The 26,908-nt window shown below is 62.4% G+C and carries 28 protein-coding genes; 17 read left to right on the top strand and 11 right to left on the bottom strand.

The window, feature by feature from the left end; genetic code table 11:
* Nucleotides 1–127: 127 nt before the first annotated feature.
* On the bottom strand, nucleotides 128–799 hold the full coding sequence (locus AYB31_RS09325) for an alpha/beta hydrolase (RefSeq protein WP_068827975.1): 672 nt from the start codon (nucleotides 797–799) through the stop codon (nucleotides 128–130).
* 389 nt (nucleotides 800–1,188) lie between these two features.
* On the opposite strand from AYB31_RS09325, the gene AYB31_RS09320 reads away from it, so the two are divergent.
* The 4 genes from AYB31_RS09320 (at nucleotide 1,189) to AYB31_RS09305 (ending at nucleotide 5,377) form a co-directional block, all read left to right on the top strand.
* The gene (locus AYB31_RS09320; RefSeq protein WP_068827973.1) at nucleotides 1,189–2,217 is read left to right on the top strand and encodes an amino acid ABC transporter substrate-binding protein; all 1,029 of its coding nucleotides are present in this window, start codon (nucleotides 1,189–1,191) and stop codon (nucleotides 2,215–2,217) included.
* A 96-nt stretch (nucleotides 2,218–2,313) separates the two neighbouring features.
* Complete coding sequence (locus tag AYB31_RS09315) at nucleotides 2,314–3,498, top strand: amino acid ABC transporter permease (RefSeq protein ID WP_068827972.1); 1,185 nt, start codon at nucleotides 2,314–2,316, stop codon at nucleotides 3,496–3,498.
* A 10-nt stretch (nucleotides 3,499–3,508) separates the two neighbouring features.
* Nucleotides 3,509–4,606, top strand: coding sequence for an amino acid ABC transporter permease (locus AYB31_RS09310; RefSeq protein ID WP_068827970.1), 1,098 nt, complete (start codon nucleotides 3,509–3,511; stop codon nucleotides 4,604–4,606).
* Nucleotides 4,607–4,615: 9 nt separating this feature from the next.
* Complete coding sequence (locus tag AYB31_RS09305; RefSeq protein WP_068827968.1) at nucleotides 4,616–5,377, top strand: amino acid ABC transporter ATP-binding protein; 762 nt, start codon at nucleotides 4,616–4,618, stop codon at nucleotides 5,375–5,377.
* A 63-nt stretch (nucleotides 5,378–5,440) separates the two neighbouring features.
* Here AYB31_RS09305 and AYB31_RS09300 read toward each other — a convergent pair whose 3' ends face one another.
* The 4 genes from AYB31_RS09300 to minC all read right to left on the bottom strand — a co-directional run bounded on the left by AYB31_RS09300 (nucleotide 5,441) and on the right by minC (nucleotide 8,032).
* On the bottom strand, nucleotides 5,441–6,076 hold the full coding sequence (locus AYB31_RS09300) for an RluA family pseudouridine synthase (protein WP_068827966.1): 636 nt from the start codon (nucleotides 6,074–6,076) through the stop codon (nucleotides 5,441–5,443).
* Between the two features lie 56 nt (nucleotides 6,077–6,132).
* Nucleotides 6,133–6,387 carry a cell division topological specificity factor MinE gene (gene minE / locus AYB31_RS09295; protein ID WP_021701941.1) on the bottom strand — a complete coding sequence of 85 codons (255 nt, stop codon included), beginning with the start codon at nucleotides 6,385–6,387 and terminating at the stop codon, nucleotides 6,133–6,135.
* Nucleotides 6,387–7,199, bottom strand: coding sequence for a septum site-determining protein MinD (minD, locus tag AYB31_RS09290; protein WP_068827964.1), 813 nt, complete (start codon nucleotides 7,197–7,199; stop codon nucleotides 6,387–6,389). The genes minE and minD overlap by 1 nt, the downstream gene beginning before the upstream one ends.
* A 101-nt stretch (nucleotides 7,200–7,300) precedes the next feature.
* Nucleotides 7,301–8,032 (bottom strand): septum site-determining protein MinC, encoded by a 732-nt coding sequence (gene minC, locus AYB31_RS09285; protein WP_068827962.1) that lies wholly within the window; start codon nucleotides 8,030–8,032, stop codon nucleotides 7,301–7,303.
* A 111-nt stretch (nucleotides 8,033–8,143) separates the two neighbouring features.
* Between minC and AYB31_RS09280 the strand changes: the two genes are divergently transcribed.
* Entirely contained in the window at nucleotides 8,144–9,070 is a 927-nt protein-coding gene (locus AYB31_RS09280) for a lipid A biosynthesis lauroyl acyltransferase (RefSeq protein ID WP_068827960.1), read from the top strand.
* A gap of 39 nt (nucleotides 9,071–9,109) precedes the next feature.
* Nucleotides 9,110–10,321, top strand: a complete 1,212-nt coding sequence (locus tag AYB31_RS09275; protein WP_068827959.1) for a patatin-like phospholipase family protein — start codon at nucleotides 9,110–9,112, stop codon at nucleotides 10,319–10,321.
* Nucleotides 10,322–10,325: 4 nt separating this feature from the next.
* Here the strand turns inward: AYB31_RS09275 and AYB31_RS09270 are convergent, their stop codons facing one another.
* The 4 genes from AYB31_RS09270 to AYB31_RS09255 form a co-directional block, all read right to left on the bottom strand.
* Nucleotides 10,326–11,174, bottom strand: a complete 849-nt coding sequence (locus tag AYB31_RS09270) for a pirin family protein (RefSeq protein WP_068827958.1) — start codon at nucleotides 11,172–11,174, stop codon at nucleotides 10,326–10,328.
* Nucleotides 11,175–11,265: 91 nt separating this feature from the next.
* Nucleotides 11,266–12,021: an MlaA family lipoprotein gene (locus AYB31_RS09265; RefSeq protein ID WP_442961803.1), complete on the bottom strand. Its 756-nt coding sequence runs from the start codon at nucleotides 12,019–12,021 to the stop codon at nucleotides 11,266–11,268.
* 7 nt (nucleotides 12,022–12,028) lie between these two features.
* The gene (locus tag AYB31_RS09260; protein WP_068827954.1) at nucleotides 12,029–13,330 is read right to left on the bottom strand and encodes a serine/threonine protein kinase; all 1,302 of its coding nucleotides are present in this window, start codon (nucleotides 13,328–13,330) and stop codon (nucleotides 12,029–12,031) included.
* 69 nt (nucleotides 13,331–13,399) lie between these two features.
* Nucleotides 13,400–13,960, bottom strand: a complete 561-nt coding sequence (locus AYB31_RS09255) for a hypothetical protein (RefSeq protein ID WP_068827952.1) — start codon at nucleotides 13,958–13,960, stop codon at nucleotides 13,400–13,402.
* A gap of 82 nt (nucleotides 13,961–14,042) precedes the next feature.
* Here AYB31_RS09255 and AYB31_RS09250 point away from each other — a divergent pair, with 82 nt between their 5' ends.
* A complete protein-coding gene (locus tag AYB31_RS09250; RefSeq protein WP_068827951.1) occupies nucleotides 14,043–14,405 on the top strand; it encodes a hypothetical protein in 363 nt (120 codons plus the stop codon).
* A gap of 127 nt (nucleotides 14,406–14,532) precedes the next feature.
* Here the strand turns inward: AYB31_RS09250 and AYB31_RS09245 are convergent, their stop codons facing one another.
* Nucleotides 14,533–16,086 (bottom strand): glycoside hydrolase family 17 protein, encoded by a 1,554-nt coding sequence (locus AYB31_RS09245; protein WP_068827949.1) that lies wholly within the window; start codon nucleotides 16,084–16,086, stop codon nucleotides 14,533–14,535.
* 70 nt (nucleotides 16,087–16,156) lie between these two features.
* Nucleotides 16,157–16,378: a DUF2061 domain-containing protein gene (locus AYB31_RS09240; protein WP_068827948.1), complete on the bottom strand. Its 222-nt coding sequence runs from the start codon at nucleotides 16,376–16,378 to the stop codon at nucleotides 16,157–16,159.
* Nucleotides 16,379–16,601: 223 nt separating this feature from the next.
* On the opposite strand from AYB31_RS09240, the gene AYB31_RS09235 reads away from it, so the two are divergent.
* The 10 genes from AYB31_RS09235 (at nucleotide 16,602) to AYB31_RS09190 (ending at nucleotide 26,899) form a co-directional block, all read left to right on the top strand.
* Nucleotides 16,602–17,837, top strand: a complete 1,236-nt coding sequence (locus AYB31_RS09235) for an HD-GYP domain-containing protein (protein WP_068827946.1) — start codon at nucleotides 16,602–16,604, stop codon at nucleotides 17,835–17,837.
* A 614-nt stretch (nucleotides 17,838–18,451) separates the two neighbouring features.
* A complete protein-coding gene (locus AYB31_RS09230; protein ID WP_068827945.1) occupies nucleotides 18,452–18,763 on the top strand; it encodes a DUF485 domain-containing protein in 312 nt (103 codons plus the stop codon).
* Nucleotides 18,760–20,418, top strand: a complete 1,659-nt coding sequence (locus AYB31_RS09225) for a cation acetate symporter (protein ID WP_068827943.1) — start codon at nucleotides 18,760–18,762, stop codon at nucleotides 20,416–20,418. Before AYB31_RS09230 ends, AYB31_RS09225 begins: the two co-directional genes overlap by 4 nt.
* A gap of 259 nt (nucleotides 20,419–20,677) precedes the next feature.
* Nucleotides 20,678–21,133, top strand: a complete 456-nt coding sequence (locus tag AYB31_RS09220; RefSeq protein WP_068827942.1) for an SRPBCC family protein — start codon at nucleotides 20,678–20,680, stop codon at nucleotides 21,131–21,133.
* Between the two features lie 34 nt (nucleotides 21,134–21,167).
* The gene (locus tag AYB31_RS09215) at nucleotides 21,168–21,698 is read left to right on the top strand and encodes an RBBP9/YdeN family alpha/beta hydrolase (RefSeq protein ID WP_068827940.1); all 531 of its coding nucleotides are present in this window, start codon (nucleotides 21,168–21,170) and stop codon (nucleotides 21,696–21,698) included.
* A gap of 172 nt (nucleotides 21,699–21,870) precedes the next feature.
* Entirely contained in the window at nucleotides 21,871–22,125 is a 255-nt protein-coding gene (locus AYB31_RS09210; protein WP_068827939.1) for a hypothetical protein, read from the top strand.
* A gap of 96 nt (nucleotides 22,126–22,221) precedes the next feature.
* Complete coding sequence (locus tag AYB31_RS09205; RefSeq protein WP_068827938.1) at nucleotides 22,222–24,249, top strand: hypothetical protein; 2,028 nt, start codon at nucleotides 22,222–22,224, stop codon at nucleotides 24,247–24,249.
* 22 nt (nucleotides 24,250–24,271) lie between these two features.
* Nucleotides 24,272–25,144 (top strand): hypothetical protein, encoded by an 873-nt coding sequence (locus AYB31_RS09200; RefSeq protein WP_068827936.1) that lies wholly within the window; start codon nucleotides 24,272–24,274, stop codon nucleotides 25,142–25,144.
* 91 nt (nucleotides 25,145–25,235) lie between these two features.
* The gene (locus tag AYB31_RS09195) at nucleotides 25,236–25,805 is read left to right on the top strand and encodes a hypothetical protein (RefSeq protein WP_153020678.1); all 570 of its coding nucleotides are present in this window, start codon (nucleotides 25,236–25,238) and stop codon (nucleotides 25,803–25,805) included.
* Nucleotides 25,805–26,899, top strand: coding sequence for a hypothetical protein (locus AYB31_RS09190; RefSeq protein ID WP_068827933.1), 1,095 nt, complete (start codon nucleotides 25,805–25,807; stop codon nucleotides 26,897–26,899). Before AYB31_RS09195 ends, AYB31_RS09190 begins: the two co-directional genes overlap by 1 nt.
* The last annotated feature ends 9 nt before the right edge of the window (nucleotides 26,900–26,908 follow it).

Below are 26,908 nucleotides of genomic sequence, written 5' to 3'. Positions count from 1 at the left end.
TGGCTACATTGCAGAAGCAATCCTCGGGCCTGGTCTGCCCGACCAGTGGTCGGATCACTCGACTCGAATAGAAGTGGCCGCCGTCTCCTTGACGCCAGCCCCTCTATTTAGCGGCTTGTGGGGCTAATCAGTCGGTTGCTTGACGACTCAGGCGCTGGCCTAGCCAGGCACCGATATCCTGGATTTCGTCCATCACGACTTCATGTCCCATGGAGTATTCCCGCCACTCGACCGTTACGCCGCGTTCGGCCAGGCAATCGTGGGCGTTGCGGCCCATGAAACGCGGTACCACCTCGTCCTGGCTGCCATGCAGACAGAGCACGGGTAGCTGACGGCGCACCTCGTCCAGTTGCAGGTCGTCCGCGAAAGTGGGGGCATAGGTCGACAGAGCGAGCACGCCGCCCAGTGGGCCTTGCCAGCGCAGAAAAGCGGTATGGAACACCACGGCGCCACCCTGGGAAAAGCCGGCGAGAAAGATACGGGCCGGGTCGATTCCGCCGTCGCGCTGCTGCTCGATCAGGTCCATCACGGTTTGCGCCGAAGTCTCCAGTTGTGCCTGGTCGATCGCGCGGGCCGGGCTCATCGCGAGGATGTCGTACCAGCTCGGCATCTCCCAGCCGCCGTTGATGGTCACCGCTCGGCTCGGCGCCTGAGGCAACACGAAACGGGTGCTCGGCAGGTTTTGCTGAAGCATCTCGGCCACGGGCTGGAAGTCGTAACGGTCGGCCCCCAGGCCGTGTAACCAGATGACGCAGGAATCGGCACTGAGAGGGGGCTCAAGTATCAGGGGGGATTGCATATGTGCTCCATTGTGGTGCGTCGTGATCAGTCGGGAGTAGGTGGGGTGCTGACTGTTCGCGGGATAACTTAAGAAGATGTCGCGCTGGTGGAAGTTTACCTATTGACCTGCCGATAAAGCGCTCTTGGTGCGAAGCTGGTACGGGCCTTGCTGTGACTACCGGGTCCGGCGGGGGCCGCCTGGGGCGGAAAGCCGGACATCTGCAGCGTCTCAAAGCCGTAAGACCTACGGTGAGGAGCGAGTCGTTCGCCGGTCAGCGGATCGGCATCTAGACTCTCTTCAGGTTCACTCCCCGGTCGACCCCGTCATGGTGGCGGGATCGAACGTGCCCCACAAGGGTACGGCGGCAGGACCGAGACCCGACCAAACAAGAACACTTGGAGGTTTTGATGAAGATGGTGAAATCCACCCTGGCGGTATTGACCACGGCCGCAGTGCTGGGTGTGAGCGGTTTCGCTCAGGCCGGTGCGACCCTGGATGCGGTGCAGAAGAAAGGCTTCGTGCAGTGCGGTATCAGTGATGGTTTGCCTGGCTTCTCCTACGCCGATGCCAAGGGCAACTACATGGGGATCGACGTGGATGTCTGCCGCGCCGTGGCTGCCGCCGTGTTCGGTGATGCCTCCAAGGTGAAATACAGCCCGCTGACTGCCAAGGAGCGCTTCACTGCGCTGCAATCCGGCGAAGTCGACATGCTGTCGCGCAACACCACCTGGACCAGCTCGCGTGACGCGGCCATGGGCCTGAACTTCACCGGCGTGACCTACTACGACGGTCAAGGCTTCCTGGTGAACAAGAAGCTCGGCGTTTCCAGCGCCAAGGAACTGGACGGCGCCACCGTGTGCATCCAGGCCGGTACCACCACCGAGCTGAACCTGGCCGACTACTTCCGCGCCAACGGTCTGAAATACACCCCCATCACTTATGACACCTCCGACGAGAGCGCCAAGTCGCTGGAGTCCGGGCGTTGCGACGTGCTGACCTCCGACCAGTCTCAGCTGTATGCCCAGCGCATCAAGCTGGCCGCGCCGAACGACTACGTCGTACTGCCAGAAGTGATCTCCAAGGAGCCGCTCGGCCCATCCGTACGCCAGGGTGACGAAGAGTGGTTCGACATCGTGCGCTGGAGCCTGTTCGCCATGCTCAACGCCGAGGAACTGGGTATCACTTCGGCCAATGTCGAAGAGATGGCCAAATCCACCAAGAACCCGGACGTGGCTCGTCTGCTGGGCGCCGAAGGCGACTACGGCAAGGATCTGAAGCTGCCGAAGGACTGGGCGGTCAAGATCGTCAAACAAGTCGGTAACTACGCAGAAATCTTCGATCGCAACGTCGGTGCCGGCAGCGAGCTGAAGATCGAGCGTGGTCTCAATGCCCTGTGGAACAAGGGTGGTCTGCAATACGCGCCGCCGGTGCGTTGACCTCCTGACCATCGCTCCGTTACGGGGCGATGGTGTTCCTGATTCCATGAACCCCGCGTCGCCCACAAGGGACGCGGGGCTTCCATGAGGGCCGTTATGCAAACTCCCGCGAATACTTCGCGCCCACGAGGCTCGGTCTGGACCGATCCGCAGGTGCGCGCTTGGGCTTTCCAGATCCTCGCCGTCATCGCCGTCGTGGCGCTCGGCTGGTACCTGTTCCACAACACTCAGCACAACCTGGCGCAGCGCGGCATCCTGTCGGGCTTCGGTTTTCTCGACAACAGCGCCGGCTTCGGTATTTCCCAGCATCTGATCGACTACAAGGAGAGCGATACCTACGGGCGCGTCTTCGTCATCGGGTTGCTCAACACCCTGTTGGTCTCGGTCATCGGCATCTTCTTGGCCACCATTCTCGGCTTTATCCTCGGCGTTGCCCGGCTATCTCCCAACTGGCTGGTCAGCAAGCTGGCCACCGTCTACATCGAGACCTTCCGTAACATCCCGCCGCTGCTGCAGATATTCTTCTGGTACTTCGCGGTGTTCCTGCCGCTGCCTGGCCCGCGGCAGAGCATGAGCCTGGGGGATGTCTTCTTCCTCAGTAATCGCGGCCTGAACATGCCGTCGCCGACCATGGCCGAGGGCTTCTGGCCCTTCCTGATTGCCGTGGTTGTGGCCCTGGCGGCCATCTTCTACCTGGCCCGCTGGGCCAGCCACCGCTTCGAGGCCACCGGGCGTACCTTCCCCACGCTGATCAGCAGCCTGATCCTGATCGTTGCCCTGCCAGCCTTGGCGATTCTGCTGTTCGGCCAGCCCTTCACCTGGGACATGCCGGAGCTCAAGGGTTTCAACTTCCGTGGCGGCTGGGTGATGATCCCCGAGCTGATGGCGCTGACCCTGGCACTGACCATCTACACCGCAGCCTTCATCGCCGAGAACGTGCGCTCTGGCATCCAGGCGGTCAGCCATGGCCAGACCGAGGCGGCGCGCTCGCTCGGCCTGCCTGCCGGCAAGACCCTGCGTCTGGTGATCATTCCCCAGGCCCTGCGGGTGATCATTCCGCCTTTGACCAGCCAGTACCTGAACCTGGCAAAGAACTCCTCGCTGGCCGCCGGTATCGGTTATCCGGACATGGTTTCGCTGTTTGCCGGCACCACCCTCAACCAGACCGGCCAGGCCATCGAGACCATCGCCATCACCATGAGTGTGTACCTGGCCATCAGCATCAGCATTTCTATGTTGATGAACTGGTACAACAAGCGCATCGCGCTGATCGAGCGGTAAGGAGAGGCGCATGCAAGTACATCAATTCCGACCCGATCTACCGCCGCCAGCCTTGAGCGTCGGTGTGCTCGGCTGGCTGCGAGCCAACCTGTTCTCCAACTGGTTCAATACGCTGCTGACCCTGTTCGCCGCCTATCTGGTCTGGCTGATCGTGCCGCCGCTGCTGCAGTGGGCCATCTTCCAGGCCGACTGGCACGGCACCACCCGTGCCGACTGCACCAGCGACGGCGCCTGCTGGGTGTTCATCAAACAGCGCTTCAGCCAGTTCATCTATGGCTTCTACCCGGAGGCACTGCGCTGGCGGGTCGACCTGACGGTGTGGTTGGCGATTATCGGCGCCTCCCCGCTGTTCGTGCCGATGATGCCGCGCAAGGCCGTCTACGGTCTGGCGTTCCTGGTGATCTATCCGCTGCTGGCCTTCTGGCTGCTGCACGGTGGCACCCTCGGCCTGCAAGAAGTGTCGACCAGCCGCTGGGGTGGTCTGATGCTGACTCTGGTGATCGCCGCTGTCGGCATTGCCGGGGCCTTGCCGCTGGGTATCCTGCTGGCACTGGGGCGGCGCTCCGACATGCCGGCGATCCGCGTCATCTGTGTGACCTTCATCGAGTTCTGGCGTGGTGTGCCACTGATCACCGTGCTGTTCATGTCCTCGGTGATGCTGCCGCTGTTCCTGCCGGAAGGGTTGTCCTTCGACAAGCTGCTGCGCGCCTTGATCGGGGTGATCCTGTTCCAGTCCGCCTATATCGCCGAAGTGGTACGGGGCGGTCTGCAGGCGATTCCCAAGGGGCAGTACGAAGCGGCCGCTGCGATGGGGCTTGGCTACTGGCGAATGATGGGCCTCGTGGTCCTGCCGCAGGCCATGAAGCTGGTCATCCCCGGGATCGTCAACACCTTCATCGCCCTGTTCAAGGACACCAGCCTGGTGATCATCATCGGCCTGTTCGATCTGCTCAACAGCATCAAGCAAGCCACCACGGATCCGGCCTGGCTGGGCATGGCCACCGAGGGCTATGTGTTCGCTGCTCTGGTGTTCTGGATCTTCTGTTTCGGCATGTCCCGCTATTCCATGCGCCTGGAGCGCAAGCTGGACACCGGCCACAAGCGTTAGGAGTGACTCATGACTGAAGCAAACAAGCAGGCTAGCGCCGAGCCGATCATCCAGATGCAGGGTGTAAACAAGTGGTACGGCCAGTTCCACGTGCTCAAGGACATCAACCTCGACGTGCAACCGGGCGAGCGCATCGTGCTCTGCGGTCCGTCTGGTTCGGGCAAGTCCACCACTATCCGTTGCATCAACCGCCTGGAGGAACATCAACAGGGGCGCATCGTGGTCGATGGCACCGAGCTGACCCATGACCTCAAGCACATCGAGGCGGTGCGCAGTGAGGTGGGCATGGTGTTCCAGCACTTCAACCTGTTCCCGCACCTGACCGTACTGCAGAACTGCACCCTGGCGCCGATGTGGGTGCGCAAGATGCCCAAGCGCAAGGCCGAGGAAATCGCCATGCACTTCCTTGAGCGCGTGCGCATTCCCGAACAGGCGCACAAGTACCCGGGCCAGCTCTCCGGCGGCCAGCAGCAGCGCGTGGCCATCGCCCGTGCCCTGTGCATGAAGCCGAAGATCATGCTGTTCGACGAACCCACCTCGGCGCTCGATCCCGAGATGGTCAAGGAAGTGCTGGACACCATGATCGGCCTGGCTGAAGACGGCATGACCATGCTCTGCGTAACCCACGAGATGGGCTTCGCCCGCACTGTGGCGAATCGGGTGATCTTCATGGACCGTGGCGAAGTCGTCGAGCAGAACGAGCCCAACGCCTTCTTCGACAATCCACAGAACGAACGGACCCAGCTGTTCCTCGGGCAGATCCTGCACTGAGGCCGGGTGTAGTGAAAAAGGAGCCTGCGGGCTCCTTTTTTGTTTCTCTGGATCAACGGCTGATTAGAACGGCGCCGGGCTCTCGAAGCGCAGGCGCTCGCCAGTCTGCGGGTGGGTCAGGCTGAGCATGCTGGCGTGCAGGCATAGGCGCGGCCAGGCGGCCAGGGCCTGTTCGTGGGCGTACAGGCCGTCACCCAGCAACGGATGTCCGATGGACAGCATGTGCACGCGCAACTGGTGCGAGCGACCGGTGATCGGCGTGAGTTCGACTCGGCAGTAGTCGCCGCAACGCTCCAGCACACGCCAGAAGGTCAGAGCGTGCTTGCCCAGTTCGTGGTCGACCACATGGCGTGGCTTGGTTGGCGGGTCGTAGCGCAATGGCAGGTCGATGCTGCCGCTGTCCAGCTCGGGCTGGCCCCAGCACAGGGCGGTGTAGGCCTTCTCGGTTTCGCGGTCGTGGAACTGGCGGGACAGCTCGCGGTGGCTGTCGGCATCGCGAGCGAGGACGATGATGCCGCTGGTTTCCCAGTCCAGGCGGTGGACGATGCGCGCTTCCGGGTAGCCATTTTCCTGCAGACGGGTCACCAGGCAGTCGCGGTTGTCCTCGGCACGGCCAGGCACCGAGAGCAGCAGGGTAGGTTTGTTGATCACCAGCAGGGCGGCGTCCTGGTGGATGATTTGCACATTTGACAGCGGCATGGCGTTTCCACAAATGACAACGGCGGCCATGGCCGCCGTTGCTTACCCCGAGCGAATCAACGATCCGGCAGGGTGATGTTGAGTTCCAGAATCGAGCAGCTGCCCTGGTTTTCCAGCGCGACCTGCACCTGATCCTGCTCGATGTTGACGTACTTGCGAATCACCTCGACCAGCTCTTTCTGCAGGGCCGGCAGGTAGTCCGGCTGGCTGCGCTGGCCGCGCTCATGGGCGACGATGATCGACAGACGCTCTTTCGCGATCGAAGCAGGGGTTTCCTTTTTACGTTCGCGAAAGAAGTCGAAAATATTCATTAGCGCGCTCCAAACAGGCGTTGCATGAGTCCCTTCTTTTGCACGTCGAGGAAGCGGTGGGGCACTTCCTTGCCCAGCAGACGGTCGACGGCGTCGCCATAGGCCTGGCCTGCGTCGCTCTGATCGTCGAGGATGACCGGCACGCCTTGGTTGGAGGCCTTGAGCACCGCCTGGGATTCCGGAATCACGCCGAGCAGGTTGATGGCGAGGATTTCCTCGACGTCTTCCACGCCGAGCATTTCACCCTTGGTGACGCGCTCCGGGTTGTAGCGGGTCAGCAGCAGACGCTCCTTGATGGGTTCCTGGCCTTGTTCGGCGCGACGCGACTTGCTGGCCAGCAGGCCGAGCATGCGGTCGGAGTCGCGTACCGAAGACACTTCCGGGTTGGTCACGACGATGGCTTCGTCGGCGTAGTACATGGCCAGGTGGGCACCGGTCTCGATGCCGGCCGGAGAGTCGCAGATCACGTATTCGAAGTTCTGTGCCAGCTCGTCGATGACCTTGCCGACGCCTTCCTTGGTCAGGGCGTCTTTGTCGCGGGTCTGGCTGGCGGCCAGGACGTAGAGGTTTTCCAGGCGTTTGTCCTTGATCAGGGCCTGGGTCAGGGTTGCTTCGCCGTTGATCACGTTGACGAAGTCGTAAACCACACGACGTTCGCAGCCCATGATCAGGTCGAGGTTACGCAGGCCGACGTCGAAGTCGACGATCACAGTCTTGTGGCCGCGCAGGGCCAGGCCGGTACCGATGGCAGCGCTGGTGGTGGTTTTGCCCACGCCGCCTTTGCCGGAAGTGACTACGAGGATCTTGGCCAAGGTGATTTACCCCAAATATATGAAAAATCAGGCAATCAAGAGCCGATAAGACTGGCTTCCTGATGCCCTTTTTGGTCCCTGAAAATTGGCCGCAGTATCCGTTAAAGGCGGGTGATGTTCAACACGTCACCCGACAGGCTGACCAGCACCGATTGCCCCCAGAGCGGATCGCGGCGCAGGTCTTCGGCGGTCTTGTACTGACCGGCCACCGACAGCATTTCGGCGCCCATTTGTTGGCAGAAAATCCGTGCCTTGGCATCGCCTTTGACGCCGGCCAGGGCACGGCCGCGCAGGGGGCCGTACACATGGATATTGCCATCGGCGAGAAGTTCCGCCCCAGCACTGACCGGTGCCATGACCACCAGGTCGCCGCCCTGGGCGTAGATCTGCTGGCCACCGCGTACCGGGCTGGTGATGATCTTGGTCGGTTTGGCCGTCGGCTCGGCAGGTTTTTCCGGCTTCTTGCGCGCTTCCACCGGCTCGACCAGTTTCTCTCTTGCGCCGGAGGGCGGCAGCACCGGAATGTCCAGTGCTTCGGCAGCAGCGATGTCTTCCTCGCGGCTGGCACGAATGGCCAGGGTGCGCAGGCCGTGCTCGCGGCAGACTTCCATCAGCTTGCTCAGGTCGAGCTCGCCTTCGCCTTCCGGCAGTTTGTCCAGGGCCAGCACCAGGGGGATGTTCTGGAAGAAATTCGGCGCCTGGGCGACTTTTTCGGCCAGTTGCCGGTCCAGCCGCTCCAGGTCGTTGTGCGCCAGTTCCAGCACGGTGATGGCGAGCATGCTGCCCTTGAGCTGGAACACGGGATCTTGGTCGAGGAGGTCGGCTTGGCTCATGGTCTGCCCACTGCATTGAATGGGCACGACTTATAGCGAGAAGGGGGCAGCGCCGCAAGCTGAGAGGAGTTCTGTAGAATGCCGGGCTTTATTGCTTGCCCGGAATCATTCATGGATCGTCCGCAATTTCGCGCCTATTTTCTTCATCCGCGTTTCTGGCCCCTGTGGCTGGGCCTGGGGTTGCTGTGGCTGGTGGTACAGCTGCCTTACCCGGTGCTGCTGGTGCTGGGGCGCAGCCTGGGGGCTTTGATGTACCGGGTGGCCGGGTCGCGGCGGCGGATTGCCGCGCGCAACCTGCAGTTGTGCTTCCCGCAGCTGTCGGCTGCCGAGCGGGAGAAGCTGCTCAAGGAAAACTTCGCCTCGACCGGCATCGCCTTCTTCGAAACGGCCATGGGCTGGTGGTGGGCCAAGCCGCGTCTGGCTGGCCTGGGGCGGATCGAAGGGCTGGAGCATCTGCAACAGATCCAGGCGCATGGGCAGGGGGTAATCCTCATGGCCCTGCACTTCACCACTCTGGAGCTCGGCGCCGCGCTGCTCGGCCAGGTGCAGACCATTGATGGCATGTACCGCGAGCACAAGAACCCGCTGTTCGACTTTGTTCAGCGTCGTGGCCGCGAGCGACACAATCTGGATGCCACGGCCATCGAGCGTGACGACATCCGCGCCATGCTCAAGGTGCTGCGCGCAGGAAGGGCCATCTGGTATGCCCCGGACCAGGACTACGGTCCCAAGCAGAGCATCTTCGTGCCGCTGTTCGGCATCCAGGCCGCCACTGTTACCGCGACTACCAAGTTTGCCCGCCTGGGCAAGGCGCGCGTGGTGCCGTTCACCCAGCAGCGCCTGGCCGATGGTTCGGGCTACCGGCTGGTGATCCACCCGGCGCTGGAGGGCTTCCCCGGCGAGAGCGAGGAGGCCGATTGCCTGCGCATCAATCAATGGATCGAGCAGGCCGTCAGCCAGTGCCCCGAGCAATACCTGTGGGCCCATCGCCGCTTCAAGACGCGCCCGGCAGGTGAGCCGAAGCTATACCGCAAGTAGCACGCCTATACTCGCCAGAAAGCTCAAGGAAATGTGCCCATGACTCCAGCCGCAGACGCCGCCAGGCCCATGACCGGGCTGATTCTCTCCGGCGGCGGAGCTCGTGCGGCTTACCAGGTGGGGGTGCTGGCGGCGATCGCCGATCTGCTCGGCGAATCGGCAGACAACCCGTTTCCCGTCATCGTCGGCACCTCGGCCGGCGCCATAAACGCTGTCGGCCTGGCCTGCGGGGCCCTGCATTTTGCCAGTGCGGTGCAGCGTCTGACCCAGGTCTGGCAGGGCTTCCACTGTAGCGACGTGTACCGCAGCGACTGGCCCGGTGTGCTGCGCCAGGCCAGTCGCTTCCTCGGCCACAGTCTGCTGGGTATCGGCAGGGATCAGCCGGTGGCGCTGCTCGACAGCTCGCCGCTCGGCAAGCTGCTGGCGCGCGAACTGGATTTTTCGGGTATCGCCGCTGCGGTGCGGGCTCGTCAGCTGCGTGCGGTAGCGGTGACCGCTTTCGGTTACGAGAGCGGTCAGGCGGTGACCTTCTACCAGGGACGCGCGACCATCGATCCCTGGTTCCGCCATCGCCGTGTCGGCGTGCCGACCCGCCTGGATCTCGATCATCTGCTGGCCAGCGCTTCGATTCCGCTGGTCTTCCCGCCGGTCAAGATCAACCGCGAGTATTTCGGCGATGGCGCCGTACGCCAGCCGGCACCGATCAGCCCGGCTCTGCACCTGGGCGCCAGTCGCGTGCTGGTGGTGGGGGTGAGCGGCAACCCCTTGGGACGAGGTGCCAGCCAGGAGGTGGTGCGGCCGCGCAACGGCCTGCCGCCGAGCCTGGCGCAGATCAGCGGACACATGCTCAACAGCACCTTCATCGATAGCCTGGAAAGTGATATCGAGTTGCTGGAACGGCTCAATCACATGAGTCGCCTGGTGCCCTCGGGCCTGCATCCGCACGGGCTGGGTCTGAAACCGGTGGATGTGCTGGTGATCGCGCCGAGCCAGCCGCTGGACCAGATCGCCGCGCGCCATCGTCACGAATTGCCCAAGGCCATGCGCTTCTTCCTGCGTGGCCCGGGCGCTACCCGCGCGAGCGGCGCCGGGGTGCTCAGCTACCTGTTGTTCGAGCCCGGCTACTGCAACGAGCTGATCGAGCTGGGTTACCAGGACGCCATGGCGCAGAAGGAGGCCCTGCTGCGCTTCCTCGGCGCGACGCCGGTCGAGGCTGACGTGAGCCCGGCATTCGAGCCTTCGAACCGCTGAGGCTTCAGGCTGTCAGGCGATCGTCGCGCAGGTCGCGCAGGGCCTGTTCGATCTCTTCGCGACTGTTCATCACGAAGGGTCCGTACTGCACGATGGGTTCGTTCAATGGCGTGCCGGCGATCAGCAGCACCCGTGCGCCGGCGCCGCTGCTCATCTCGATGGCGCCCTCTTCGGACAACCGCGCCAGGCGGCTGCTGCCGACCGTGTGGCCGTTGACCGCCAGCTCGCCTTCGTAGACGTACAGCAGCACCCGCTGACCGTCCGCCAGGCGCGGCGTGACCCGCGCGCCGGCCGGCAGCTGCAGGTCGAACAGCTGCGGCGCGGTGTGCGGGCGCTGCACGGCGCCGTCCTGCTGGATCTGGCCGTCGTCGAACCGTCCGGCAATCACCGTGACTGCCACTCCTGAGGCGGTGGTGATGCGCGGTATTTCACCAGGGGCATAGTCGCGGTAGCCGGCGTCACCGAGCTTGTCCTTGGCCGGTAGGTTGAGCCAGAGCTGGAAACCACGCATCACACCTTGTTCCTGCTCGGGCATCTCGCTGTGAATGATGCCGCGCGCGGCGGTCATCCATTGCACGCCGCCGCTCTCCAGCAGGCCGACGTTGCCCAGATGGTCTTCGTGGCGCATGCGGCCTTCGAGCATGTAGGTGATGGTTTCGAAGCCGCGATGCGGGTGTGGCGGAAAACCGGCGATGTAGTCGTCCGGGTTGTCCGAGGAAAACTCGTCGAGCATCAGGAATGGATCGAAGCGTTCGATGCCGGCGCCGCCAATGACGCGAGTCAGGCGCACACCGGCGCCGTCGGATGTGGGTTGGCCGATGTGCTGGGCAAGGACTTTGCGGAACGGGGTCATGGGCACCTCCTGAGGTGGAATGTGCCCATGCTAATCCTGTTGATTGGATTGATGGTTGCGAGTTTTACGGGTTAACTATCGATTTTATCGATTACTCGGCGACCTGCAGCTTGCGCGCCTCGCGGTATACGTAGCGCACCTTTTCATACTCGAAGGGGCTGTTGGTCTGACCGTAGCGGAAGTTGGTGGTATGGCGAGTATCCACCGCACGCAGGGCGATGATCTCCGGATGGTCGCTGCTGGTCTCGGCGACGTTCAGGTAGTTGATCTGGCTTTCCGCAGCGAAGTCGAAGACCAGGCCCCCGGTGTCGCGCAGGTTGGAGGGGCCGAGCAGCGGCAGCACCACATAGGGACCGTCCGGTACGCCGTAGAAGCCCAGGGTCTGACCGAAATCCTCGCGCTGCTTGGGCAGGCCCATGCGTGTGGCCGGGTCCCACAGCCCGGCGATGCCGATGGTGGTGTTGACCAGCAGGCGGCCGGTGGTCTGCAGCGAGCGCTTGCCCTTGAACTGCAGCAGGCTGTTGAGCAGGTTGGGCACATCGCCCAGGTTGCTGAAGAAGTTGCTCACGCCGCTACGCACGAAGCCCGGCGTGACGTAGCGATAACCGCGCACCACGGGCAGGAACACCCACTCGTCGAAGCGATAGTTGAAGTGGTAGACCCCCCGGTTCCACGATTCCCAGGGGTCGTAGACCTGCAGGGCGTCGAGGGTCGAGCGCTCGAACTCGCGCTGGTCCAGATGCGGGTTGAACTGCAGTTGATCCAGCGGCCGGGTGAAACCGTCGTCATCGGCCGTCGTCTCGGCTTGGGCCAGGCCGGTGCTGAGCGAAAGAGCGAGCAAGAGAATCCATTTTCTAGCCACGGAAGAACTCCAGCATGGCGTCGCTGTTGACGCGGTAGTTGAGGTTGCCGCAGTGCCCGCCGCGCGGGTACAGGGTCAGGCGCTCACCGAAGGTGCGACGCAGGAAGCCGATGTCGCCGGGGCCGAGGATCAGGTCGTCGGCGTTGTGCATCACCGCCACCTTGTGGCTGCTCTTCAGGTATTGCTCCAGGCTGTACAGGCTGACCTGGTCGATCAGCTGCAGCAGGCTGCCGCCGTTGTACTTGGCCCGCCAGTAGGGCACCAGTTGGTCGACGATGTAGCAGTCGAAGTCGCACTGCAGGGCACGTTTGAAGAAGGGGGTCAGGCTGGTGCCTTCGCTGATCGGGTAGTTCGGCGGGGTGATCAGGCCGCGGCGGTTGATCAGGTCGGCGGTGAAGGCCATGTCCGAGACCGAGAAACGGAACGAGGTGCCGATCAGCATGGCCAGCTGTTCGTTGCTGAGCTTCTGCCCCGACTTCTGGAAGTCGTAGAGCATCGCCTCGTTCATGTCGATCTGGCCGTTTTCCTCGAAGTAGCGCGTCAGCTTCTGTAGCACCAGATCGAAGTAGGTGGTGTGGTTGTCGACGCCAGCGACTCGGGTCTGCACCAGGCGATCCAGGTTGGTCACCGAGGTGTACAGGTTGACCGGCGGGTTGAGCAGCAGCACGCGCTTGAAGTTGAATTGGCGCTGTTGCTCGTCCAGTGCACTGACGAAGGCGGCATGCAGCCCGCCCAGGCTGTAGCCGGTGAGGTAGTAGTCGCTGACCTCGAGCCCCGGATGCTGGGCGCGCACGGCCATCATTACCCGGTACAGGTCTTCGGCGTCGGCGCTGGAAATGCCTGGCGTGGCGGTGCGCGAGGCGGCGCTCATGAAGTCGTAGCTGGTCGGCGAGGACAGCTGCACCACGTGGTATCCAGCGCTGTAGAACAGACGCTTGAGCTCTTCGGTCTTGCCGCTGGCGTAGTTGGCGCCGGTGCCGGAGATGATGAAGATCAGCGGCGCCTTGCCATCCTGGCGGGCCAGGCGATAGCGCAGCTTGGTCACCGGCCAGAAGTTCTCCGGCAGCTCGAACTGGCGCTCGGGGCGCAGCTTGAGGTCGTAGTCGGCCTGGTCGATATCGTCATCGCTGGGCAGTTGCGGCCGCAAATCTGGTGGTGTGCCGGCGATGGTGGCTTCGAAGGGGTTGCTCAGCGGAAAGCCGTAGCTGGCGGCGTCGATGTCGACCGCCAGGGCCGGCGCAGCGCAGCAAAGCAGGCCGCCGAACAGCGCGGGGCGAAGAAGAGAGCGGAGCATGGCCGTATCCCTGTGGCGTGGGGTAGGGGGAGTGAATACTGCCGGCATGACAAGTGCAAGCGTGCCGGCTCAATCGAGAATGCCAAGGCTCTCTACCCAGATCAGCTCGCAGGCGCCATCGCCGGTGTCCTCGCGGCTCAGCGAGCTGAGCCAGGTGAAGCCGTCGCTGCCCTCCACTCGCACCAGTTGGCCGCTCAGGCTGATGGTCTCGCCGGGGGTAATGGCGGCCAGGGTACGCGCCACTTCGGGGGTGGCCGGGATCAGATGCATGTTGGCGCTGTGGGTTTCGATATCCCGACGCGGGATGGGGAACTCGCTGACGCGCCAGCGATACCAGCGGTTGCCCTGGGTGATGCGGATCTGCGCCAGGATCTGCGGTTCGGCCATCGGCCCCCAGCCCAGCGCCAGGTCGGTAGGCGCCACCGCGGCGCCCCGATCGAAGCGGTAGTCTTCACGGCCAAGTACCCGGGCCTGCAGCTCGAACGGTTGCAACGGGGTGATGGTGTAGCCGTTGCGCTGGTAACTGCCAGGTGGCGGGTTGGCCAGTTCTTCTGGCTGGCGCAACCAGTCCCAGCCCAGCGCGAGCAGGCCGAGGGTGACGAAGATGAGCAACAGGCGGCGAAGGTTCATCGGCAAATACTATCCCGCTGGTCTTGCACCCGATGCCGGGCGGATTAAGCTGGGCGACTTTTTCGACCGACGGAATACGCCAATGTCCCGCCCCGTGCCTGTTGTGCTGTTGCTGCTACTGCTGTCGTCGTGGCTGGCGGCCTGCTATGGCGTGCGTTTCGCGCTGATGGAGGATGCGCAGTGGGTGGGGCTGTGCGTGGAGCAGGCCGCGCGCTGGGAGTGCCAGGTGCGCGCCGGTCTCGGCTACCTGATCCATTTCCGGGTGATCGCCTGGGCTTCGCTGCTGGTGGCCGCGCTGGCCTTTGTCCTTCCCGGCAAGGTGGGCCGCGCCCTGGCCGTGCTGGCCCTGCTGCTGGGCTTGCCGGCGCTGGTGCTGTACAGCGCCAGTCTGGCGGTATTCGCCCTGGTGCTGGCGGGGCTGCGCCTGGTGCGGGAGAACCGCTGACCTCACTGCCGGAGGTCAACGCGCTGACAGTTCAGCCTTCGGGCGCAGGGCTCGGTAGGGCACGCAGGCGCTCAGATCGAGGGTCATCAGCGCGAGCAGTAGCAGCCCAGGCATTCTTGTCGCCCGTTCAGCCGCGCGGGCTGCGCAGGCTGCGCCACAGGGCGGCCACCAGCAGGGCACTGGTCAGCGCCCAGCCGATGGCCTGCAGGTTGTGCGGGCCTTCCAGGTACAGCTGCGGAGCGATGCCGGCGCCGATGATGACGGCGAGCAGGGCGATCTCGCGGCGCGGACCGCGCGCCGGGCGGCACAGGTAGACCAGCGCCGGTAGCAGCAGAGCCAGGCTGGGGAAGCTGCGGTAACGGGCGTCGAATACCAGACCGAGCATCAGTACCGCACCGGCGAAACCGGCGGCGGCCAGCCACCAGCCGCCCCGAGCTTCCAGCCAGGCGAAGGCGCGGGCGCGCCAGCCATCGGGCGTCGCCAGCGCCAGCACGGCATGCGCCAGTACCAGCAGATTGAGACCGAGCAGAGCGGCGGCCCACAGCCATTCGCCCCAGTAGCGACTGGTGACCTGGGCCAGCTCGCTCCAGCCCAGGGCGCAGGCGGCGCCGAAGGCGGCGGTGAAGGGCAGCAGCAGGGCGGCGCGAGTCGAGGTCGGGCGCCCTGCGAGAACCAGCGCAGCGAATAGCAGCAGGCCGCTGGCGCCCAGCCACAGTGGCCAGTGCGGCAGGTTGGACACCGGCCCGGCGAGAATGCCCTTGTCCTGGCGATTGGCGTCGAACAGACCCCAGTAGCCACCGACGGCTCCCTCGCTGGCACGCTTCCAGGGTTGGTCGAAAGCTTCGATCAGGTTGTAGCGCCAGCCGTTGTCCTCGGCAAGCTTGACGAAACCACGCACGAACAGCGCCTGGTTGATCCGGCTCGGCAGTGCCGTTTCGCGCTGGCGGCCCTCGCTGGGCCAGCCGGTCTCGCCGATCAGGATGTCCTTGGGCGCGTAGGCGTTGCCGAAACTGCGGCGTACGTTGGCGACCTGGTCCAGCGCGGCGTCGATGCCACTGGGCTCGTCTTCCCAGTAGGGCAGCAGATGGATGGTGATGAAATCCACCGCTGGGGCCACCTGCGGATACTGCAGCCAGAACTCCCAGACGTCCGCGTAGGTCACTGGCTGCGCCACTTCGGCCTTGACCCGCTCGATCAGCCTGACCAACTGCTCGCCGGTGACTTCCTTGCGCAGCAGGGCCTCGTTGCCGACGATCACCGCTTCGATCACATCCGGGTTGGCCTTGGCATTGGCGACCAGCGCCGCGATTTCCCGCTCGGTATCCACCGGGTTGCTGCTGACCCAGGCGCCGGCCAGCATCTTCAGGCCATGTTTGCGGGCCAGTTCGGGCAGCGCTTCAAGGCCGGTCTGCGAATAGGTGCGCACGCAGTCGAAGCGCTTGGCCAACTGGTCGAAGTCGATTTCCACCTGTTCGCGGCGCACCTGCAGCGGCTGGTCGAAGGGCGACTGGTCCTTGCCGAATGGTGTGTAGGAGGCGCATTGCAGCTTGTGCGTTGGCGTGGCGACTGCGGCCAGCGGCAGTGGGCGGCCGACCCAGTACCAGGTGCCGGCGAGGGCAGCCAGTGCCAGCAGAAGGGCGATCAGGTAGGGCAGGAGGAAAGCGCGTGGGCTGTGGCTCATGGCTGCGGCTGCGAGGTGGCAAGGCCGCGCATCTTAGCGGATGCCCCGAGCCGGCGGACAGCCATGCGCATCAGGCGTGGTGGTGCAACCAGGCGTGCTTGGGGATTTCGCGGGGCTTGCCCGGTTTTTCCAAGCGCTGCCAGATCTTTTCGTGGAAGTAGAAACCCACCGAATTGCACAACGGCTCGATGGCCGCGACCAGGCCGCCTGCAGCGAGGCTGCCGGTCAGCGCGTAGGTCACGCTGAAGGCGATACAGAAATGCATGAGGGTGAAGGTGACAGTCTTGAACATGATTGGTCTCTAATGAGAATTGTTACTGTTCAGTGCAAGACTATGCGCTGCTGTTGATGCAGGGAAATACAGGCTCTTCATGGTCGGAATAGCTTTTAAGCATGAGGGGGAGGCAATAATGGTTCTGCGATTGGAACTACTCTCTTGCGCATGCGGCTAACCTGAGAGGGTCGGGTATTTGGCTGGGCGTGCTTGGCGCCCTCATGTTTTCTGGTAGTTGGATATGCATAACAACGACGGTACGCGGCTCAAGATTGCGGTCGACGAGCTGGCTATCGGGATGTATGTGGTCGAGCTGGATCGCCCATGGACTGAAACCGCCTTCCTTTTCCAAGGCTTCCGTATTCGCCAGCAGCAGGAGATCCGCCTGCTGCAGGAGGTTTGCCAGTTCGTCTGGGTAGATGCGCGGCGTTCCATTGGTGTCCGCCAGCAGGCTCGTGAGAATCAGGCGGCGATAGAGCCCGAATTGCAGCCAGTGATCGGCAAGGTTGCCTTCAGTGCCGAGATCGAGCAGGCCGTGCCGGCCTATCAGGCGGCGCGGGATCAATCGCTGCGCATCCTGCAGGCGATCAAGCTGGGGCAGGAGCTGGATGTGGCCGCCGTGAAGGAAGTGGTCAAAGGCTGCGTCGAGAGCATTCTGCGCAACCCGGCGGCGATGCTCTGGCTGGCCAGGATTAAGAACAAGGACGAGTACACCTCCGAACATTCGCTGCGCGTGGCCATCCTGTCGATTGCACTGGGCCGCGAGCTGGGGCTGCTGCCCTTGCAGCTCGAGCAGATTGGCGTCTGCGGCATGCTCCACGATGTCGGCAAGATCAAGGTCCCCGACGAGATTCTCAACAAACCAGGCGCACTGACAGAGGAAGAACTGCAGATCATGCAGAGTCATGCGGCGGAAGGGCGCAAGCTGTTGATGAGCAATCAGCAGGTGACGGCCGCGACGGTCGATGTGGCTTATTCCCACCATGAGCGGCTGGATGGTCGGGGCTATCCGCGTGGCCTGGATGCCAGCAAGATTCCCTACTTCGCCAAGATTGTCGCCGTGGTCGACAGCTACGATGCGATCAACAGTGATCGTGTGTACAGCAAGGGCAAGTCGACACTGGAGTCGCTGCGTATCCTGTTCGATGCACGCGGTAGCCATTTCGATGCGGAAATCGTAAAGGCCTTCGTCCAGCTGATCGGCATCTACCCGCCAGGCGAAATCGTCGAGTTCAGCAATGGCGAGGTGGGCATCATCATCGGCTGTCCACCTGGCAGCAAACTGAAGCCGCGGGTGCTTGTCGTGCTCAACGAGCTTAAGGCTCCCTGCAAGGAGCGGGTGGTCGACCTGCAGGAGTCGCCTCGCGACTCGTGCGGCAAGCCCTACCGGGTCAAGGAAGTGTTCTCCAGCAGTGCCTTTGGCATCGCCATCGACAGTTATCGACAGCGTGGCCTGATCGTTCCGGGACACCTATAGAGATTGCCTGGCGGCGTGCGCAACGATCTCTGCCTCGAGCTTTCGGCACCCTCCAGCGCTCCTGGCGTGCGTGGTGACCCAGAAGAGCACGATGCGGAGATCTGGCCGATATCCGGTTGGTCACCATCGTGCGCAATAACGCTTACCCATGTCTGCAGGTCAGCAGGCTCATGCCCTGGCAGGCCTGACGCAGTATCCAGGCGCCGGTTCTCCGATGAAAAATTCGCCTCGGGATGCTCGTGAAACGATCCGGGCCCAGCCCCATATGTGAAAACATGCATGCCCTCTGCCCTGGGATGATACCGGGCGAGGTCGTCGTGCTTTTGCAGCTCATCTTAGGATTCGCCGGAGCATCAGCAGGTGTCGGCAGATCGCACTGATCTGCCTATTCAGATTCAGACATCGCACCATGAACCCGGCCGGGGGCTTGGCCTCCTCGATAGGGTTCGGGAAGTCCTTAGTGCAGTTGGTCTTAGCAGATGCCGGCGTGGCCGCCTAGACCCCTACGACTTTGGTCGTGAAGCCCCCGCCGATTCGACTAAGGTCGTCTGTCTCGGGCTTTTCAGCGCTTTAGAGTGGCCGCACCGGCAACCCTGCTGAGGAGGACAACAACAATGAACGACAGCGTCTACAAGCGGATTGAAGAGAATCCGCGCTTCCAGGAGCTGGTCGCCAAACGCGACCGTTTCGCCTGGTCACTCTCTGCCATCATGCTGGGCCTGTACCTGGCCTTCATCCTGCTGATCGCCTTCGAGCCGCAGCTGCTCGGCACACCGCTCAGCGCCGGCTCTTCCACCACCTGGGGCATTCCCCTGGGCGTCGGCCTGATCCTTTCGGCTTTCGTGCTGACCGGTATCTACGTCAAGCGTGCCAATGGCGAATTCGACCGCCTCAACCAGGCCGTACTCGACGAGGTGCAACAATGATCTCCCGTATTCTCGGCGCCTGCGGCCTGCTGGCCGTGACGCCCGCGCTGTGGGCCGCCGGAGCCATCGAGGGCGAGGTGCAGCGCCAGCCGCTGAACCTGTCGGCCATCATCATGTTCGTGGCCTTCGTCGGCTTCACCATGGCCATTACCTACTGGGCGTCCAAGCGCAGCAAGTCGACCTCCGACTTCTACACTGCCGGCGGTAGCATCACCGGCTTCCAGAACGGTCTGGCGATTGCCGGCGACTACATGTCGGCGGCGTCTTTCCTGGGGATTTCCGCGCTGGTGTTCGCCTCGGGCTACGACGGCCTGATCTACTCCATCGGCTTCCTGGTCGGCTGGCCGGTGATCCTGTTCCTGATTGCCGAGCGCCTGCGCAATCTGGGCAAGTACACCTTCGCCGACGTCGCCTCCTACCGTCTCGGCCAGACGCAGATTCGCACCCTGTCCGCCAGCGGCTCGCTGGTGGTGGTGGCTTTCTACCTGATCGCGCAGATGGTTGGTGCTGGCAAGCTGATCGAGCTACTGTTCGGCCTCAACTACCACGTCGCCGTGGTGATGGTCGGCATCCTGATGGTCTGCTACGTGCTGTTCGGCGGCATGCTGGCGACCACCTGGGTGCAGATCATCAAGGCCGTGCTGCTGCTGTCCGGCGCTTCGTTCATGGCGCTGATGGTGATGAAACACGTCAACTTCGACTTCGGCCAGCTGTTCTCCGAGGCGATCAAGGTGCACCCGAAAGGTGAGGCCATCATGAGCCCCGGCGGCCTGGTGAAAGACCCGATCTCGGCGATTTCCCTGGGTCTGGCATTGATGTTCGGTACCGCCGGCCTGCCGCATATCCTGATGCGCTTCTTCACCGTGTCCGATGCCAAGGAAGCGCGCAAGAGCGTGTTCTACGCCACCGGTTTCATCGGCTACTTCTACATCCTGACCTTCATCATCGGCTTCGGCGCCATCCTGCTGGTCAGCACCAACCCGGCCTTCAAGGACGCCACCGGCGCGCTGCTGGGCGGCAACAACATGGCTGCGGTACACCTGGCCAATGCGGTGGGCGGTAGCCTGTTCCTCGGTTTCATCTCGGCCGTGGCCTTCGCCACCATCCTCGCGGTGGTTGCCGGCCTGACCCTGGCCGGTGCTTCGGCGGTGTCCCACGACCTGTATGCCAGCGTGATCAAGAAGGGCAAGGCCAACGAGAAAGATGAGCTGCGCGTGTCGAAGATCACCACCGTGGCGCTCGGCGTGCTGGCTATCGGCCTGGGTATTCTGTTCGAGAAGCAGAACATCGCCTTCATGGTCGGTCTGGCCTTCTCCATCGCCGCCAGCTGCAACTTCCCGGTGCTGTTCCTCAGCATGTACTGGAAGAAGCTGACCACCCGTGGCGCGATGATCGGCGGTTGGCTGGGGCTGGTGACCGCCGTAGCGCTCACCGTGCTCGGCCCGACCGTGTGGGTCACGATTCTCGGCAACGCCACGCCGGTCTACCCCTACGAATATCCGGCGCTGTTCTCCATGCTGGTGGCGTTTGCCGGGATCTGGTTCTTCTCCGTCACCGACAAGTCCAGCGTCGGCAGCGAGGAGCGCGAGCGCTTCTTCCCGCAGTTCGTCCGCTCGCAGACCGGCCTCGGCGCCAGCGGTGCCGTCGCGCACTGATGGTGTAATAGCTCCGTGTGATTTGGGCAGCCCAGTGGCTGCCCTTTTTTATGGCTGAACCAATGACGACTTCTGCGTGGGTGCGGTTCTAGCCGCGAATGGGGGCCTTGGCATGGCGCCTTTTTCGGCTAAAGCGGCAGTGCTGCCCAACCGCTCCCACTGAATCGCCCGGTAATACTTGTCGATGCATGGATTTCATGGCGGCGGTGATTGCAGCGGTTATGCTGCGCAGCCGTGCCAGCATTCGGAGGGACCCGTCATGCAACTGCTTGCAGAAGCCAGCACCACCATCCGTTGCTCAGTTGACCAGGTTTTCGCCTTGATCAGCGATATGCAGCGCTTTGCCGAATGGTTTCCCGGCGTGATCGATATCGTCTCGGTCGATACCTTGCCAGTGGCTACGCTCGGCAAGCGTTATCGGGAAACCGTCAGCATTCCGCTGCGCGGAAAACAGCAGATCGAGATCGAAGTGAAGGAGGTCGAAGTCGGGCGGCGTTTCGTCACCGAGGGCAATTTCCCACCACTGCTACCACGCATGGAAATACTGCTGGAGGGGCTCGGGGTCGAGACCCATGTGCAGTGGGCCATGTACAGTCGCAACAATGCCCGTCTGGTTCGCGTGCTTTTGCTGCCGCTGGTACGGCCGACCCTGCAGCGGCGCGCGCAACTGGGCGTGGACCACCTGAAAAGTCTTCTGGAGAGCGCACCTCGCTGAGCGCTTAGCCGGGCGCACATGACGAGGCAGCACGATGCAAACGACCTTTCTGATCATCCCCGGTTACGGCGACTCGGGTCCCGGGCACTGGCAAAGCCGCTGGCAAAGCCAGGACGCCAGTTTTGTTCGGGTACGGCAGCGCGATTGGCTGAACCCGGTGTGCGCCGAGTGGGTGGCGAATCTGGAGGCCGCGGTGACTGAGGCCGGAGCGGGTTGCGTGCTGGTTGCCCACAGCCTCGGTTGCAACCTGGTGGCGCACTGGGCGGCGCAGACCCAACAGCGCGTGCGCGCGGCACTGCTGGTGGCACCGCCCGATCCGCAGGGGCCGGCCGCCGAGCTGAACCTGCAGGGTTTCGCACCACTGCCGGAGCAGTCACTACCTTTCTCCAGCCTGGTAGTGGCCAGCTGCGATGACCCTTACGCGAGCCTGGCATACACCCAGGCCGTCGCCGCGCGGTGGGGAAGTCGCTGGCACAACCTCGGGGTGTGCGGGCATATCAATGGCGATAGCAAGCTGGGTGATTGGCCGCAGGGCAGGGTTTTATTGCAGTCATTGCTGGGTTGAATCGCGGCTGTTTAGCTCGGCTTGCCGGTGCTTGATGGCTAAATCTGGCCATTCGGTCAATGTCAATGTTTTTTGCGAAGTTTGTTGCGACTAATTCCTACGACTTTGGTAGTGTATTGGCCATCTGCCATAGATCTGCCACTACCAATAAAAATCAGGAGTACCTTGCAACATGAACATCAAAGCGCGCGCTCGTCAGCTGGGCCAGGGCATGACCGAGTACATCATCATCGTGGCGCTGATCGCCATTGCCGCCATCGTCGTCTACAACCTGTTCGGCGACACTGTGCGTGGCCAGGTGGGTGATATGGCGGCCGAGCTGGGTGGTCAGACTGCTACCAATCAGGGTGCTGCAGCCGGTACCGAAGCCGGGACCGAGGCGTCTAAAGACTACGACCTCGGTAATTTCCAGCAGTCTGAGAAGTAAACCATTAGCTAAGTACCTACTAAGGTGCGGCTTATCAATCATGCCGCTCAGAAAGGGCAGGCTATCGTCTTTGGCCTGCTCTTTTTAGGTGTGGCCGTGGTGGCGATGTTGCTGGTGTACAACCACGGCATCCTCACCCGCGACCGCGTGCAACTGGAGAACGCGGCCGATGCGGCGGTGTATACCGAAGCCAAGCTGTTCGCCCGCAACCAGAACTTCATCGCCTATACCAACCGCGCCATGGTGGCCAACGAGCTGTCCGTGGGGCAGATGGTGGCGATGCGTTCATGGGCCAAGCGCTACAAGACAATCCCCAGTTGGCTGGACTCCTTTCCTGCCTACCAGATTCCGGTAGTTCCGCCTTCACCTCGGCCCAACCTGGCCGACCTGCTCAAGGCGGTTTACATCCCTTACATCGCCATCGGTTATGGCATCGACGCGGTATCCAACCCGCTGATCGGTTTCTATCCGACCACCGTTTCCTATTTCAACATGGCGCTGTCCATGTTCCAGAAAGCCTTCGCCATGGCCACGGTGGAGGCGCAGATCGAAAGCATGATCGATGTGGTCGAGGCGCATCAGAATCCCACTGATGCCGACCCCAATGACGATCTTTACATCCCGCTACTCGGCTATTACTTCCTGACCCAGAATGCGGCGCTGACTTATTTCGGCGACACCTTCAGCTACGAGAATCTCTACAGCCAAGCCAGCAGCGCCATGAGCAGCAGTGGCGGCGGGGCGGCCGGAGGAGTAGGTGCTGCTGACGAGGAACCTTCGACCACTGATGAAGTTGTGGGCTCCTTTCTCGGTGGCCTCAACGGCCCCGAGACCATGCTGGTGGACACCAACCCCGAGCGCTACAAGAAGAAGGCCGGTGCCAGCGATCCGCCACCCAACGACGATGCCAAGGAGGCCTATAAGCGCTTCGCTGCCATCATCAACGACAACCGCAACGACTGGCTGGCCAAACGGCACTTCAATCTGGGGCCGCCGCCACTGAGTACGCCGGAAATCACCCTGCCGTTGGGGCCGATTCGCATCAGCTTCAGCCTGACCCTGGAAATGGGTTCGTTCAACGATGGCGGCACCGCCTATCGCTACAACCCGCTGCGTACCAGTTCTACCGGCGATGGCATAGAGCGCTATGGCTGGACCTCCATCGACTACACCTCGCTGGGCTTCAAGCTGGATGTGGATATCGTCATCGAGTTGTGCCTGTGGTTCCCAGTGGTGGGTACCAAGTGTTTCACCATTATCGACGGCAATATTCCGCTGGGCTTCGGTATGCCTATCAGTGGTGCCACCGAGCAACTGGTGGCGGAGGATGCCGATGCGATGCGCACTGCGCCTCAGTGGGGCTTTCCTGGCATGGACTCGATGGGTATGGCGCCAGGCATGTACAACGATACCTTCCACATGGTGCATGCCGTGACCTGGTTCTGGGGGCAGGTGCGCAATATCTACGGCACCATTCCGGCCGATGTGAAGACCAACTACGCCGGCCCGCCATCCTTCTTCGCCCTCAACGACTCCTTCGCCGAGTCTGGTACCAGCCACGAGTTCAGTATCGCCGTGGCCAAAAAATTGAAGGACGTGCCGACTACCGACAGCCCGGATGGGCTCAACCTGAATGGCTCCTCCGGCAATAATCTGCACCGCTTCCAGTTGGATACCCAGGGGCCGGTCGACGGCACGCTGAGCAGTGCATACGCCACGGTGATGTGGCAGGAGACTGATGCGCTGATGACGGTGTCCTCGGCGGAAACCTATTTCGCCAGCCCGCGCGCCGACAAGCCCGAGGTGGCCAGCCAGTTCAGCCCGTTCTGGGATGCGCGCCTGCGTGAGCCCAGCGCCATCACCATGATGATTGCCACCGGCGAGATCAATCCCTTTGACCTGATGGAGGAGCTGAATCTGTCCAGCGGCATCATGGGCGTGGCCGAGTGGGTGATCGACACGGCGTTGGAGTCGCTCACCGAACCGGCCAAGGAGCAGTTGCTGAAGAACGTCAAGCCGCCGGTAAAACAGTACGCAGAAGAGGTGGTCGACGAGGTGTTCGACCAGGTCACCGGCACGGCCAAGGATGCCGTACTCAATGAGCTCGGCAATTATGTTCCCTAAGCCAAGATGCGAAGGCCAGGCCATGACCGAGTTCGTGGTGATGACCGCCGGCGTGCTGCTGATCCTGTTCCTGGTGGTGCCAACCCTGGCCAAACTGCTCGACATGAGCTTCCAGACTCAGCAGCTGGCCCGCTATGTCACCTGGGAACGTACGGTCTGGTACGACAATGGCGATCAGCCCAGTGAGACCACCGAGCCTGGCTACGACGTGGCCGTGCGCAGTGACGCAGCAATCAGCGCCAGTGGTGAAAAGCGCTTGTTGACGTTCGCCGCGGCACCTGAAGTCCTTTCCAGTGCTGATGTGTCTGGTATAGCGGCTGGCAGCCAGCACGCCCTGTGGCGCTGGAGCAACGGTGCTCAGATGCTCGGTAGCGGTGGTGCCGACAGTGGCAGTCTCAATCCACAGGGAACACCGTCTTTCGCCTATAAGGTGCTAGGCGTCTACAACGACGGCATGGAGTTGATGATCAGAAAGCCGTTGGACATGCTCAATATTGTTGGCGACGAAGGCTTCCTGAAGGTCGACCATCCTGTCGACAACTACTTCAAACCCTCGGTCAGCATGCAGGTCAACCTCGCCAATACTGGCCTGGAAGCCAACGCCAGCAAAGGTTTTCTCGGGCCAGCATATCTCCCCGATGGCCTGACCATGACCGCCAACGGCGCCATTCTCGCCGACGGCTGGAATGCTCAGGGCGAGCACCATTTTAAGGAGCGGGCAGACGACTTTGCCATCGGTACCATGATGGACAACGCGGTGATCAACGCAGTGATCAGTTTCATCGGCAACTTCGAGCCTACTTTCGGCAAGGTGGACTTCGGCTACGTGGGTACCGAGCCGATCCCCGAGGCCGATGTCGAGTGTGATTTTGGATTCTGTTACTTCGATGAATAAGACCTGTTCTGCTCTGCTGCTTTGCCTTAGCGTGCTGCCTCTGATCGCACGAGGTGACTGCGATTTCGATGACTTTCCACAGATGGATGGCATGCAACTGGCCACCGTGGCCGAAGCCATGCAATGGAACAATACGCCGATGAGCGTAAAGGGTTTCCGTGTAGACGCGAGTTTGCAGGCGGTGCTCGATTTCTATGCTGATCGCTGGGCCGGGGTGGTGGATTTCACCGAATTCGGCGCTTGGCAGCAGGTCATGCACATCAACGATGACTGCATGATGATGGTTCAGGCGCGTATCCAGCAGGCGCAGACCACCGGGCGGCTGATGCTGGTCAATCCTCCGGACAAGGAGTTGGTGGCGCGGCCACTGGGGGCTGGTGTGCCGATGCCGCCGGATGCTGTGGTGGTGACTGATATGCAGAGCCAGGACGAGCACCGCGATGGGCAACTGGTGATGCTGCTGTATCCGCAGGAAATGAGTGGCGCCGTCAGTTGGTACCAGACCGAGATGGTGCGTGCCGGCTGGCAGCTTAGCCGCCGCGCCTTCGCGCAGAACAACGCAACGCTGATCTACAGCAAAGGGCTCGAACAGCTTTCGGTAGTGTTTATGCGTACCGAGGGCGAACAGACCCAGATTCTGCTCAATCGGATGGACCGCTGATGAAGAGGCAGCGCGGGCAGGCGATGACCGAATACCTGGTGGCGCTGGGTATCGGTGGCACCTTGGTCGCCGCGCTGACCTTGGCTCCCTGCGAGCCGGCAGGTAGTAGCAAGGGCTGCATCCCGACCATGCTCGACGCCTTGCATAACAACTACGAAGGCTACTCGGCAGCCATCGGCGATATCCAGGATTACGGCGATATCAAGGTTGCCGCGCCGCCGTCCGACGATGCCGCAGTGGAGGATGACGATGGTATTCCGGGTGACGGCGGCGTGGATGACGATACGCCAGAGTTGGCCGAAACCCTGAACAAGGTCAACTACGTGTACGACTCCCAAGGCAATGTGATCGGTACGGTCAACGGCACCACCATCTATGACCTCAACGGCAACTCCATTGGTACCTACGAATACGATGAGGAAACCGGCCAGCAGGTTGCCGTGATCAACGGTGAAACCATTACCGGTGTGAGTACTGGGAGCGTGTATGTCGACGATGAAGGCAATGCCTTGGCACTAAAGGCTTTTGTGGTCAATGGCAACGTGGTGGGCTTCGGTTACGAGGTCAATGGCAAGTACTACGAGCCGCTCAAGGGCGAGCTGACCAGCAAGGTGCCAAGCAGTGCGGTAGTGGCCGATACACGCCCAGTGCAGGTGCTCGACAGCAGCGGTAACGCCAGTACCTTCGGTTACGAGGTGGATGGCTACATCTACTCCATGTCCAAGGTGCAGGTCTCCGGTGAGACCTACTCGATAGCCAAGGTACCGGATGGCGAGTTGGTGCAGATGGTGCTCAGCCAGTCGTCCACCATCGCCAACTGGGATGGATATTCGCGCTGCATCGTGCGCAGCCTGGACTGGGTCAATAACGAGCTAACGCTGACGGGATATTCCGGCAGCGGGATTGTCAGTTTCGACAAGACCGAGGACGACGGCTCCGGCAATCAGGTGACCACCACCAACAACGCCATCGTCGAGTCGCCTACCAACAACCTTGGCTATATCTCCAGCGCGGATCAGGGCAGTGGCGGCTGCCAGGGACGCTGGATTCTGACCGAGGGTGCAAGCGACTGGACACTGAGCGGCCCCTACTGAGGCCGCGCA

Source organism: Pseudomonas sp. BMS12 (genome assembly GCF_001592875.1).
Classification (GTDB): Bacteria; Pseudomonadota; Gammaproteobacteria; order Pseudomonadales; family Pseudomonadaceae; genus Aquipseudomonas.
Note: the sequence above shows the minus strand (reverse complement) of the source record. Positions and strands in the feature narration are given on the sequence as shown.

Coding starts and splice junctions, on each gene's coding strand:
- AYB31_RS09225 (WP_068827943.1), top strand. CDS start 18,760: ATGATCTCCCGTATTCTCGGCGCCTGCGGCCTGCTGGCCGTGACGCCC.
- AYB31_RS09270 (WP_068827958.1), bottom strand. CDS start 11,174: ATGACCCCGTTCCGCAAAGTCCTTGCCCAGCACATCGGCCAACCCACA.
- AYB31_RS09310 (WP_068827970.1), top strand. CDS start 3,509: ATGCAAGTACATCAATTCCGACCCGATCTACCGCCGCCAGCCTTGAGC.
- AYB31_RS09235 (WP_068827946.1), top strand. CDS start 16,602: ATGCATAACAACGACGGTACGCGGCTCAAGATTGCGGTCGACGAGCTG.
- AYB31_RS09280 (WP_068827960.1), top strand. CDS start 8,144: ATGGATCGTCCGCAATTTCGCGCCTATTTTCTTCATCCGCGTTTCTGG.
- AYB31_RS09200 (WP_068827936.1), top strand. CDS start 24,272: ATGACCGAGTTCGTGGTGATGACCGCCGGCGTGCTGCTGATCCTGTTC.
- AYB31_RS09320 (WP_068827973.1), top strand. CDS start 1,189: ATGAAGATGGTGAAATCCACCCTGGCGGTATTGACCACGGCCGCAGTG.
- AYB31_RS09230 (WP_068827945.1), top strand. CDS start 18,452: ATGAACGACAGCGTCTACAAGCGGATTGAAGAGAATCCGCGCTTCCAG.
- AYB31_RS09220 (WP_068827942.1), top strand. CDS start 20,678: ATGCAACTGCTTGCAGAAGCCAGCACCACCATCCGTTGCTCAGTTGAC.
- AYB31_RS09215 (WP_068827940.1), top strand. CDS start 21,168: ATGCAAACGACCTTTCTGATCATCCCCGGTTACGGCGACTCGGGTCCC.
- AYB31_RS09210 (WP_068827939.1), top strand. CDS start 21,871: ATGAACATCAAAGCGCGCGCTCGTCAGCTGGGCCAGGGCATGACCGAG.
- AYB31_RS09245 (WP_068827949.1), bottom strand. CDS start 16,086: ATGAGCCACAGCCCACGCGCTTTCCTCCTGCCCTACCTGATCGCCCTT.
- AYB31_RS09190 (WP_068827933.1), top strand. CDS start 25,805: ATGAAGAGGCAGCGCGGGCAGGCGATGACCGAATACCTGGTGGCGCTG.
- AYB31_RS09275 (WP_068827959.1), top strand. CDS start 9,110: ATGACTCCAGCCGCAGACGCCGCCAGGCCCATGACCGGGCTGATTCTC.
- AYB31_RS09315 (WP_068827972.1), top strand. CDS start 2,314: ATGCAAACTCCCGCGAATACTTCGCGCCCACGAGGCTCGGTCTGGACC.
- AYB31_RS09240 (WP_068827948.1), bottom strand. CDS start 16,378: ATGTTCAAGACTGTCACCTTCACCCTCATGCATTTCTGTATCGCCTTC.
- minC (WP_068827962.1), bottom strand. CDS start 8,032: ATGAGCCAAGCCGACCTCCTCGACCAAGATCCCGTGTTCCAGCTCAAG.
- AYB31_RS09195 (WP_153020678.1), top strand. CDS start 25,236: ATGCAACTGGCCACCGTGGCCGAAGCCATGCAATGGAACAATACGCCG.
- AYB31_RS09250 (WP_068827951.1), top strand. CDS start 14,043: ATGTCCCGCCCCGTGCCTGTTGTGCTGTTGCTGCTACTGCTGTCGTCG.
- AYB31_RS09255 (WP_068827952.1), bottom strand. CDS start 13,960: ATGAACCTTCGCCGCCTGTTGCTCATCTTCGTCACCCTCGGCCTGCTC.
- AYB31_RS09325 (WP_068827975.1), bottom strand. CDS start 799: ATGCAATCCCCCCTGATACTTGAGCCCCCTCTCAGTGCCGATTCCTGC.
- minE (WP_021701941.1), bottom strand. CDS start 6,387: ATGAATATTTTCGACTTCTTTCGCGAACGTAAAAAGGAAACCCCTGCT.
- AYB31_RS09305 (WP_068827968.1), top strand. CDS start 4,616: ATGACTGAAGCAAACAAGCAGGCTAGCGCCGAGCCGATCATCCAGATG.
- AYB31_RS09300 (WP_068827966.1), bottom strand. CDS start 6,076: ATGCCGCTGTCAAATGTGCAAATCATCCACCAGGACGCCGCCCTGCTG.
- AYB31_RS09260 (WP_068827954.1), bottom strand. CDS start 13,330: ATGCTCCGCTCTCTTCTTCGCCCCGCGCTGTTCGGCGGCCTGCTTTGC.